Annotated in this window: 8 protein-coding genes and 1 pseudogene; 7 read left to right on the plus strand and 2 right to left on the minus strand. The window is 72.7% G+C overall.

Annotation, left to right across the window (positions count from 1 at the left end; genetic code table 11):
* Together GT045_RS21620 and GT045_RS21625 are read right to left on the minus strand one after the other, a co-directional pair.
* Nucleotides 1–353 (minus strand): annotated as a pseudogene (locus tag GT045_RS21620) (HEAT repeat domain-containing protein); the annotation flags it as partial.
* A gap of 145 nt (nucleotides 354–498) precedes the next feature.
* The gene (locus GT045_RS21625; RefSeq protein ID WP_237538763.1) at nucleotides 499–2,271 is read right to left on the minus strand and encodes a DNA alkylation response protein; all 1,773 of its coding nucleotides are present in this window, start codon (nucleotides 2,269–2,271) and stop codon (nucleotides 499–501) included.
* 71 nt (nucleotides 2,272–2,342) lie between these two features.
* Between GT045_RS21625 and GT045_RS21630 the strand changes: the two genes are divergently transcribed.
* The 7 genes from GT045_RS21630 (at nucleotide 2,343) to GT045_RS21660 (ending at nucleotide 10,734) form a co-directional block, all read left to right on the plus strand.
* On the plus strand, nucleotides 2,343–3,101 hold the full coding sequence (locus tag GT045_RS21630; protein ID WP_161335141.1) for a PaaX family transcriptional regulator C-terminal domain-containing protein: 759 nt from the start codon (nucleotides 2,343–2,345) through the stop codon (nucleotides 3,099–3,101).
* Between the two features lie 375 nt (nucleotides 3,102–3,476).
* A complete protein-coding gene (gene sbnA, locus GT045_RS21635; protein WP_345942709.1) occupies nucleotides 3,477–4,451 on the plus strand; it encodes a 2,3-diaminopropionate biosynthesis protein SbnA in 975 nt (324 codons plus the stop codon).
* A gap of 70 nt (nucleotides 4,452–4,521) precedes the next feature.
* Entirely contained in the window at nucleotides 4,522–5,523 is a 1,002-nt protein-coding gene (gene sbnB / locus GT045_RS21640) for a 2,3-diaminopropionate biosynthesis protein SbnB (RefSeq protein ID WP_161335142.1), read from the plus strand.
* Nucleotides 5,517–7,379 carry an FAD/NAD(P)-binding protein gene (locus GT045_RS21645; protein ID WP_161335143.1) on the plus strand — a complete coding sequence of 621 codons (1,863 nt, stop codon included), beginning with the start codon at nucleotides 5,517–5,519 and terminating at the stop codon, nucleotides 7,377–7,379. Before sbnB ends, GT045_RS21645 begins: the two co-directional genes overlap by 7 nt.
* Nucleotides 7,376–8,578 carry a PLP-dependent aspartate aminotransferase family protein gene (locus tag GT045_RS21650; protein ID WP_161335144.1) on the plus strand — a complete coding sequence of 401 codons (1,203 nt, stop codon included), beginning with the start codon at nucleotides 7,376–7,378 and terminating at the stop codon, nucleotides 8,576–8,578. The genes GT045_RS21645 and GT045_RS21650 overlap by 4 nt, the downstream gene beginning before the upstream one ends.
* A 260-nt stretch (nucleotides 8,579–8,838) precedes the next feature.
* Nucleotides 8,839–10,005 (plus strand): benzoate/H(+) symporter BenE family transporter, encoded by a 1,167-nt coding sequence (locus GT045_RS21655; protein WP_161288683.1) that lies wholly within the window; start codon nucleotides 8,839–8,841, stop codon nucleotides 10,003–10,005.
* A 150-nt stretch (nucleotides 10,006–10,155) separates the two neighbouring features.
* On the plus strand, nucleotides 10,156–10,734 hold the full coding sequence (locus GT045_RS21660) for a hypothetical protein (protein WP_161335145.1): 579 nt from the start codon (nucleotides 10,156–10,158) through the stop codon (nucleotides 10,732–10,734).
* Nucleotides 10,735–10,836 lie beyond the last annotated feature (102 nt).

The following is a 10,836-nucleotide window of genomic DNA, read 5'->3' on the forward strand; positions in this document are numbered from 1 at the left end:
CCGGCCAGCGCGGCGAAGGCCCCGGCGCCCGCGCGCACCGCCTCCCAGGCCCGGCGGTCCCGCTCCCCGTCCGCGGCGCTCTCCCCGCCGATGCTGACCAGCAGTTCGACGATGCAGCCCCGGTCCGGCACCTCCTCGCGGGCCGCCAGCGCGAACAGGAAGGGGACGCAGGCCAGCGTCGAGTCGTACACCCTGCCCTCGTGGTGCACCGCGCCGTACATCCCGTCGAGCGCGCTCGCCCGCTCGGCGGTGTCCGCGGACGCCAGGGCGCGCAGCCATCCGGGCACGTCCTCCGCGCTGCCGAACGCGTGCCGCAGCGAGTCCCACTCGACCTCGTCGATCCCCGTGAACACGTTGTCCTCCCCAGGCGACTCCACCTGATCGCGAGTGTGCACCACGGCACTGACAACGGTCCGAATCCACGTGCTGACTGTGTGCGATCCGTCGGCGGTCACCGGCCACGGGGAGCCGGTCACCGCACGCGCGCGGGGATCGGGGTCAGTTCCGGCCGGGCAGGGCGCGCTCCAGGATGGCGTCGAGGCCGGTTCCTGCGGGCAGGGTGCCGAAGGAGTGGCCCCAGTCGCCGCCCAGCCGGCTCGCGCAGAAGGCGTCCGCGACCGGGTGCGGAGCGTGCCGTACGAGCAGGGACGCCTGGAGCGCGAGCGCCATCCGCTCGACCAGCCTGCGCGCACCCACCTGATCGGTTTCGGCCAACTGGTCCTTGAGCGCGGCCACGGCCGTGTCGAGCCGGGCGTCGGCCCCGCGCGCGAGGGCGAGTTCGGCGAACAGGGCGTCGGCGCTGTCCGGCTCCCGGCCCAGAGCGCGCAGCACGTCGAGCGCGTTGACGTTCCCGGAGCCCTCCCAGATCGACAGCAGCGGAGCCTCCCGGTAGTGCCGGGGCATGCCGGAGTCCTCGACGTACCCGTTGCCGCCCAGGCACTCCAGGGCCTCGGCGGTGAAGGCCGGACCCCGCTTGGTGACCCAGTACTTGCCGACAGCGGTGGCGATACGCCGGAAGGCCCGCTCCCCGGCGTCCCCGCGCACCGCGCGGTCCGCCGCGCCGGCCAGTCGCAGCGTGAGCGTGGTCGCCGCCTCCGACTCCAGCGCGAGATCGGCCAGGACGTTGCGCATCAGCGGCTGGTCGATCAGCCGCGCGCCGAACGCGCTGCGGTGCCGGGCGTGGTGCCCCGCCTCGACCAGCGTCTTGCGCATCAGGGCCGCCGAGGACATCACGCAGTCCAGCCGGGTGCAGTTGACCATCTCGATGATGGTCTTCACACCCCGCCCCTCCGGCCCCACCAGCCAGGCGACCGTCCGGTCGAACTCCGGCTCCGAGGAGGCGTTGGACCGGTTGCCCAGCTTGTCCTTCAGCCGCTGGATCCGGAAGGTGTTGCGGGTGCCGTCCGGCAGGATCCGCGGCACCAGGAAGCACGACAGACCGCCCGGCGCCTGCGCGAGCACCAGGAAGACGTCGCACATCGGCGCCGACGTGAACCACTTGTGCCCGCGCAGCGTGTACACGCCGGGCTCACCGGCGGGGGTCGCGGTGGTGGTGTTCGTCCGGACGTCGGAACCGCCCTGCTTCTCGGTCATGCCCATCCCGGCGAGCAGTCCGGGCTTGTCGGTGGGCACGCGCAGTACCGGGTCGTACTCGCGGCTGGTGAGCAGCGGCTCGTAGACCTTGGCCAGATCCGGCTGTGCGCGCAGGGCGGGTACGGCGGCGTAGGTCATCGAGGTCGGGCAGCCGTGCCCCGCCTCGGTGTGCCCCCACACCAGACCGCCCGCGGACCGGGCCACGTGCGCGCCAGGCCGCTCGTCGGCCCACGGGGTTCCGGCCAGGCCCTCGCCGACCGCCGTGCGCATCAGGTGGTGCCAGCTGGGGTGGAAGTCGACCTCGTCGACGCGATTCCCGTAGCGGTCGTGGGTGCGCAGCACCGGCTCGTACTGGTTCGCCTGTTCGCCCCACTCCTGGGCCTCCGCGCTGCCGGCGCGCGCGCCCAGCCGCCGGAGATCCTCCTCGGCCCACCCGGCACCCTCCCGGCGCAGCCCCTCCAGCAGGGCCGGGTCGTCGGAGGCGTCGTACGGGGAGAGCGGCGGGGCCTGATTGGTGACGTCGTGCGTGGCGTACGACTGCGGTGGGTGCACCGGTGTCGGCGCCGCCGACTGCGACGAGTGCGATGAGTGCGACGGCAACGGCTGCGGCTGCGCTTGCGGCTGGGCTTGCGTCCGCGACTGCGACTGCGACTGCGACTGCTCGGAGATCGAGACCATAGGAACATGTTGCACTCTTCCTACGGCTGTAGCAATGACGCAACAACAAGGCGCACGTACAGTACGGGGCCATGCGCATGAACGTCCCGGCGGAGCCGGATCCGGCCGGGTTGCGGCCCCTGTCGGCACGGTCCGTCGTGCTGAGCCTCCTCCTCGGCGTCCACCCGCCCGAGCTGCCCGTGAAGGACCTGATCCGGCTGGTGGAGCCGTTCGGGGTCGGCGGCTCCACCCTGCGGGCCGCGCTGAGCCGGATGGTGTCCGCCGGGGACCTGCGGCGCACGGACGCCGTCTACCGGCTCAGCGACCGGCTGCTGGCCCGGCAGCGGCGCCAGGACGACGCCGTGCATCCGCGCACGCGCGCGTGGGACGGCGACTGGGAGATGGTGGTGATCACGGTGACCGGCCGCGGCCCCGCCGAGCGCGCCGACCTGCGTGCCCGGCTCACCGCCCTGCGCATGGCCGAACTGCGCGAGGGCGTGTGGCTGCGTCCCGCCAACCTCGACCGGCCGCTGCCCGCCGGCCTGCGCCAGGTGGCCCTCACGTACACGGCCCGCCCCGACGAGCCGTCGCGACAACTGGCCGACCGTCTCTGGCCGTTGCCCGACTGGGCGGCAGGTGCCCGCTCCCTGCTCGCCCACGTGACCGCCGCCGGAGATCCGGCCGACCGGCTCACCGCCTACGCGGCGGCCGTACGCCACCTGCTCGCGGATCCGGTCCTGCCGCCCGCTCTGCTGCCCCCCGACTGGCCGGGGGAGGCGCTGCGGTCGGCGTACGCCGCCTACCGGCGGGAACTGAGCACGGCGCTGGGTGCGTCCGAAGAAGCGTATTGACCGCCGGCCGTCTCTCCCATCGCGGGCCCGGACCGGCAAAGAGTCGGCGCCCGGTCCGGCAAAGAGGCGGCGTCCGGACCGGGTGAGAGTCGGCGCCCGGACCGGCGTAGAGGCGATGCGCGGACCGGCGATGAAGCGGTGCCCGGCCGGGCAAAGTGTCAACTCGCGGACCCGACAGCAGAATTGCCAAGAGTTTGCTTGTCCTGGAAGTCGTGCCATGTCAGAGTGGCGTCATCGCGACGATTGACTGGGGGATACGGCGATACACGGGGGACGGGGGAAAGAAGTCCCTTCTGCGTAGCGTGCGCCGGAAGTTGCGCACCGACCGGCAAGCCCGATGGGCACCATCTGCTGCGGCGCTGACCACGCCAACGGGTGTCCAGTTCTACGGTTTGGACTCTGGTGATAGCGGAAGAAGTGTACGACCTTGTGCTGGACGACGTGTTCCTCCAGCTCCATCAACTGGTTCCGGGAAGTTCTGTCTTCCTCAAGATCGAGGGCCTCAATCCCGCGGGGTCGGTGAAACTCAAGACCGCGGTGGCCCTCGTCGAAGAAGCCGAGGCGTCAGGGTTCCGCTTTCCGCGGACCCGGCTCATCGAATCGACCTCGGGAAACCTGGGAGTCGCCCTCGCGATGGTCTGCGCCGCGAAGGGCTACTTCCTGACCTGCGTCACCGACCCCAACGCCAACCCGCAGACGGTCCGGCTGATGGAGGCCCTCGGCGCCGAGGTCGTGATGGTGACCGCCAGGGACGGCAACGGCGGGTTCCTGCAGTCCCGTATCGACTACATCCGGCAGCGCCTGAGCCGGGAACCCGACCTGCACTGGGTCAACCAGTACGCCAACCCGGCGGGACCACAGGCGCACCGGCAGCGGACGGGCCGGTCCATCTTCGAGGCGCTGGGCCGGGTGGACTACGTGTTCGTCGGCGCCGGCACCACCGGGACGCTGATGGGATGCGCGGAGTTCTTCCGCTGCCACAGCCCCGGAACCCGGATCATAGCCGTCGACAGTGTGGGATCGGTGACTTTCGGCGGGCCGGCCGCCCGCCGTCACATTCCCGGTCTCGGGACCAGCCGGCGGCCGGAAATACTCAGCGAGACTCTGGTCGACGAAGTCGTGCTGGTATCCGAGGCGGAATCCGTGGCCGTGTGCCGCACCCTCGCCAGGGAACGCGGCCTGCTGCTCGGCGGATCGACCGGAACGGTACTCAGTGCGGTCCAGAGCGCGGCCAAGAAGATTCCGGACGGCAGCGTCGTCGTAGCGGTCTCGCCCGACTTCGGCGATCGCTATCTGGACACGATCTACAACGATTCCTGGGTGGCCGAGCGCTGGCCCGAACAGGTCTGAAAACCATCGGCGGAGACCGCCAACGGAAAAACAACGCTCGGATGACACTCCGAGCCGGGGGAAACGTCACGTGTTCACATTCGAAATAGTCGTCGGCGGCAGCGTGCGCGATGTGCTGCGCGAAAGCCGCCGCGAAGTCATGGACCTCGTGGGTCGCACCTATCGCGTGCACGACGCCGGACAGACCGTCAATCCCGACAGCTACTTCCTGCGCTTCCCGGAGAAGCCGGACTCCCGCATCATCGCCCTGCCCGCCTTCCTCGGCCCCGAGGCCGGCCTCGCCGGCATCAAATGGATCGCGAGCTTCCCGAAGAACACCCAGTCCGGCGCACCCCGCGCCTCCGCGGTGCTCGTGATCAACGACTATGAGACGGGCTACCCGGTGGCCTGCCTCGAAGCCGCCACCATCAGCTCCGCCCGCACCGCCGCCTCCGCCGCCGTGGCCGCCGCCGCGCTGCGCCCCGAGGGGTACCGGGGGACGACGACCGCGATCGTGGGCGCCGGCGTCATCGCCCGCAACATCTGCGACTACCTCCAGGCGGCGGACTGCGTCCCCGACAGCTATCTCGTCCACGACCTGCACGAGCCCTCCGGCCAGGCCCTCGCCGAGCACCTGCGCACGACCCAGCGCGTGCCCGCCGAACTCACCACGGACCTCGCCACCGCCCTCGCCGCCGACACCGTCGTGTTCGCGACCACGGCGCTGAAGCCTTACGTCACCAGGCCGTTCCGGCCCGGCCAGCTCGTGCTGCACATCTCCCTGCGCGACCTGGCACCCGAAGTGGTGCTGGAGGCGCAGAACATCCTCGACGACGTCGACCACTGCCTGAAGGCCGACACCTCACCCCACCTCGCCGAACAGGCCACCGGATCCCGCGACTTCGTCACCGGCACCCTCGCCGGTGTACTGAACGGCGAGGTGACGCCCGACAGGAGGCGCCCGGTGATCTTCTCGCCGTTCGGGCTCGGGGTGCTCGACCTCGCCGTCGGCGCCTTCGTGCTGGAACGGGCCCGCCGCGACGGCACCGCCGTCGAGATCCCCGACTTCTTCGGGGAGACACGCCGATGGTGACCCCGATACGTCCCTCCGTGGCGACCGTGGTGATCATCGGCATGGGTTCCCGGGGCCTCGGGCTCCTGGAACGCCTGGTCTCCCACTGCCTCACCCGCCCCGCGCCGGTGACCGTGCACCTGGTGGACCCGCGGCCTCTCGGCCCCGGATTCCACACCCCCGGCCAGCCGGACCACCTGCTGCTCAACACCGTCTGCTCCCAGCTGACGGCGTTCGCCGACGAGCGGATGGTCGAGGGCCCCGCACCCCTGTCCGGCCCCTCGCTCGCCGAGTGGTGCCAGGAGCGGGACCTGCGCCTCGCCGACGACGGCCACACCGTCAGCGTCGGCGAGGGCCGCCGCATCCGGGCGAACGACTTCCTGCCCCGCAGGCTGCTCAGCGAGTACCTCGCCTGGGCCGCGGGGGAGATCGTCACGGCCGCACCCGACTGTCTGACGGTCGTGCGGCACCGCTGCGAGGCCGTCGACGTGCGGCCCGGCGCGGCCGGGACGGAAGTGGTGGAACTCGCCGACGGCACCCGCGTCGACGCCGACGCCGTGTTCGTCACCGTCGGCCACCACTCCCTGTACCGTCCGGCAGCACCGGCCACCGAACCACGGCTGATCACCCGCCCCTACCCGCTGCCCGAGGTGCTCGACGACATCGCCCCGGGCGAGCGCGTGGCCGTCCTCGGCATGGGCCTCACCGCCATGGACGTCATCGCGAGCCTGACCCTGGGCCGCGGCGGCCGGCACGAACCGCACGCGTCCGGACCGCGCTACGTACCCAGCGGGCGGGAGCCCAGGATCGTCCTCGCCAACCGCTCGGGCCTGCCCTCGCGCAGCAGGCCGTACCTGGCCCCGGACCGGGTGAGGTGCGCGCCGCTCGCCCTGACGGCCGACGCCGTGGCGCGGCTGCGCCGGCGGCGCCCCGACGGTCGCCTGTGCTTCGCCGAGGACGTCCTGCCGCTGATCGAGACGGAGATGGAACTCGTCTACCACCGCACCCTGCGGGCCCGCGAACTCGGCGACGCGGCGGCCGCGGGCCGCGAGTTCGCCGACCGCGTCCGGCAGGACGGGTACGCCACCCTCCTGGCTGAGTGCCGTGCCCGCCGGGGGCCGAGCCCGCTCGGCGGCATCCTCTCCCCGGCCCCCGCCGGACGGCAGTGGGCCGACCACGACGAGTACACCCGCTGGTTCACCGGCGAGGTGGCGGCGGACCTCGTGGAGGCCCGGGCCGGCCTCGGCGTCAGTCCTCTGAAGGAGGCCCTGGAGGTCCTGCGTGACCACCGCGACGTCCTGCGGACGGCTGTCGATGCGCCCGGCCTCGACGACGCCTCCCTGGCCCGGTTCTTCGGGGAGTTCAGCACCACCGTCAACCGCCTGGTCATCGGACCGCAGCTGGACCGGTCGGCGGAACTGCTGGCCCTCGTCGGGGCGGGCGTCGTCCGGCTCGGCCCCGGCCCGCGGCCCAAGGTCGTCGCCCCGGCCGGACAGGGCCCCTGGAAGCTGGAATCCACCGCCCTGCTGCTGCCCGCCTCCGCCGAGGTCGACCACGTGGTGCACGCGCACGTCCGCGAGCCCGCCCCCGAGCGTGTCCCCGGCTCCCTGCTCGCCGCCCTCGCCGGCGCCGGCCGGGTCCGCTCCCTCGGCTCCCGCGGCGGCCCCGCCCACGGCCTGGACGTCACCCGCGAAGGCCGGGGGATCGACCGGGCCGGACGCACCCAGCCGCGGCTGTTCTTCCTGGGCCCGCACACCGAGGGCTCCGGCTACTACAACCACTACGTCCCCTCTCCGGGCGTGCCGTCCCGCGCCCTGATGGACGCGGAACTCGCCCTGAGCACCTCCCTGCCGTCAGTGATCACGAGGAAGCGATGACCAACAGCGAGAAGTTCACGCCCTGGACGACGCGGTACCGGGCCGAGACCCGGGCCGCGCAGGGCGACGGCTGGCGCGGCCCGGCGACGGGTGCCGTACCGCCGCCCATCAGCCTCGCCGCGACCTACGCCCGGGACACCGAGTACCGGCTGCCCGGCGGCCTGGCGTACCTCCGGGACCAGGGCAGCCCCGGGTACGAGCAGGTCGAGAACGTGGTCGCGGGCCTGGAGGGCGGCTCACAGGCCCTGGTGTTCGCCTCCGGCATGGCGGCGGCCACCGCGGTGTTCCAGGTGCTGCCCGGCGGCTCCCGGGTCGTCGTACCGAAGACCATGTACTTCGGGCTCACCAGGTGGCTGACGGAGTTCGGGCCGCAGCGCGGCCTGGACGTCGTCCCGGTGGCCATGGACGACCTGGTGGCCGTGTCCGCGGCCGTGTCCGCCGCCCCCACCGCCCTGGTGTGGGTGGAGAGCCCGGCCAACCCCACCTGGACGGTCACCGACGTCGCGGCCGTCGGGGAGATCGCCCACCGCGCCGGTGCGCTCCTCGGCGTCGACAACACGGTCCCGACTCCCGTGCACAGCCGCCCGTTCGAGCTCGGCGCCGACGTGATCATGCACTCGGGCACCAAGTACCTCAACGGGCACACCGACGTCGTCGCCGGCTTCCTCGTGCTGGCACCCGAACGCACCGAGGCCCGCGAGGTCCTCTGGGAACGGCTCTGGCTCCACCGCAGGCTGACCGGCCCCCTGCTCGGTCCCCTGGAGACGTACCTGCTGACGCGCGGCATACGCACGCTGTTCCCACGCATGCGGCAGATATCGGCCACCGCACAGGCCCTCGCCGAGCACTTCGCCGGACACCCGCTGGTGAGCCGGGTCGCCTACCCCGGCCTGTCCTCCGACCCCGGGCACGAGGTCGCCGCCCGCCAGATGACCGGCGGGTTCAGCGGGATGCTCTCCCTCCATGTCGCGGGGGACCCGAAGCGCTCCCTGCGTGTCGCCCAGAACTGTCAACTCTTCATCCGGGCAACATCGTTGGGCGGCGTGGAAAGTCTCATCGAACACCGCTATACCTTCGAGGGGCCGGGCAGCACCGCACCGAAGGACATGGTCCGCCTCTCCATCGGCCTGGAGAGCCCGGACGATCTCGTCGCCGATCTGGAACAGGCCCTGGAAAGGGCTGCGAAGGAAGACAGTTGAGCCCCGAGACACCTGACACAGACACCCCCTCGGGCGCGGCGCACACCGCCGCGCCGGTCTCCGCCCCGGGCCGCTCCGCACAGGAGCGGCCCGGGGAACCGGAGCCGGCCGAGGGACTGGAACCGGCCGTAGGACTGGGATCGGCCGTAGCCCCGGAGCCGGCCGTCAGACTGGGATCGGCCGTAGGACCGGAGCCGGCCGTAGGACCGGCTGCGGAGGGAGGGCGGGCCGGGGCGGACCGCCCCCGGCTGCTGCGCGACATGTCGCTGTCCGCCGTGCTGGCGGGCTTCGTGGCCGTCGTCGTGTCCTACTCCGGGCCGCTGGTCATCGTGCTCTCGGCCGCCTCCGCCGGACACCTGGACACCGCGCAGACCAGCTCCTGGGTGTGGGCCGTCTCCATCGGCAGCGGTCTGACCTGTATCGGGCTGAGCCTGCGCACCCGCATGCCGGTCATCACCGCCTGGTCGACGCCCGGTGCGGCCCTGCTGGTCACGAGCCTCGGCGCGTACTCCTACGCCGAGGCCATCGGCGCGTTCCTCGTCACCGGCGCCGTCATCACCCTGATCGGCCTGACCGGCGTGTTCGGACGGCTGATGCGCCAGGTGCCGACGGCGGTAGTCTCGGCGATGCTGGCGGGCATCCTGTTCAGCTTCGGCACCCATGTCTTCACCTCACTGAAGACGGCGCCGTCCGTCGCCGGTTCCGTCCTGGTCGCCTACCTGCTGGCCAAGCGCCTGCTGCCCCGGTACGCGGTGCTGATCGCGCTCGCCGTGGGCGTCGTCAGCAGCGCGGCCACCTCGCGGCTGCACGTCCACGTCGACAAGATCGAGCTGGCCCGGCCGGTGTTCACCACCCCGCACTTCTCCGTCGCCTCCCTCATCGGCATCGCCGTACCGATGATCCTGGCCACGCTCGCCTCGCAGAACGCCCCCGGCATGGCCGTACTGTCCGCCTCCGGCTACCAGGCCGAGGACCGGCTGCTCATCGGCACGACCGGAGTGGCGTCCACCGCGCTCGCCCCCTTCGGGTCGCACGCGATCAACCTGGCCGCGATCACCGCCGCGATCTGCACCGGCCCGGAGTCGCACGCCGATCCCCGGCGGCGCTACGTCGCCGGGGTCTCGTGCGGTGCCTTCTACCTGCTGATCGGCGCCTTCGGCTCCACACTCGTGGCCTTCTTCGCCGGACTGCCGAAGGAACTGGTCGCCGCCATCGCCGGGGTCGCCCTGCTCGGCGCGCTCGCCGGCGGCATCACCGGCGCCGTCAAGGAGGAGAAGGACCGCGAGGCCGCACTGATCACCTTCCTGGCCACCGCGTCCGGCGTCACGCTCTTCGGCATCGGCTCCGCCTTCTGGGGCCTCGTCTTCGGCGTCGCCGCCCACCTCGTGCTGTCCGGGCAGTGGCGCCGGAGGCCGGCCCAGGCGTGAGCGAAGCGCCCGGCCGGGCGCCAGGCGGGTGGCGCAGCCGGGCGCCGTGACGTTCCCTGGTAGGTGTGGGCCTCCCCCGGAGAAGGGGGTGGACCAGCGCCGTCGTGGGCACTCGGTGGCCACACAAGGCGAACTCACCCGAGGAGAGTCATGGCTGAGCAGAAGTCGTCAGCCCTCACGGCGCCCCTGCGCGGCGCGGCCTCGGTACTGCGCAGGGTGCCCGGCACCGGGACGGTGAACAGGGCCGCGAGAGAAACACTGGACAAGGTCGGCGCGGTCTCGCCCCGCGGCCGGCGCCTGGCGGTGTACGCCGGTGCCGGTGTGCTCGGCGTGGCCGGGGTCGTGGAGTGGCCGGTGGCGGTCACCGGCGCCGCCGTCGCCTGGCTCACCCAGCCCCGGCCCGGCCGTACCGGCGAGCACGGTGCCGAGCCCGCACACGACCTCGGCACCGCGGCCCTCCGCTCCGGCGCCGGACCGGAGGACCGCACCCAGGGGTCCGGCCGGGCGGCCGGGCCGGTGTCCGCCGCGCAGGGCATGCCCGCGGGCGCCGGGAAGCACGGACACGGGTCGAAAGCCAAGGACCACGGGTCGAAGTCCAAGGACAAGGAGCGCGGACTCGGGCACGCCTCCGGCCCGCCCGAGTCCGCGCCCGGCGTACGCGCGTCGGCGGCCAAGCCCTCCTCCGGGCCGCTCGGACCGACCGCCCGGCCCGAACGCACCACGCTCTAGGAGGTCCCCTTGCCCGGTCTGCTGACGGTGCCGGCGGCCGCCGCCCGCCTGCTGCCCGCGGCACCCCGCCTGCTGGTGCGTGCGGCGGCACCGGCGGTCGGC

The organism is Streptomyces sp. SID486, from assembly GCF_009865385.1.
In the GTDB taxonomy this organism is placed as follows: Bacteria; Actinomycetota; Actinomycetes; order Streptomycetales; family Streptomycetaceae; genus Streptomyces.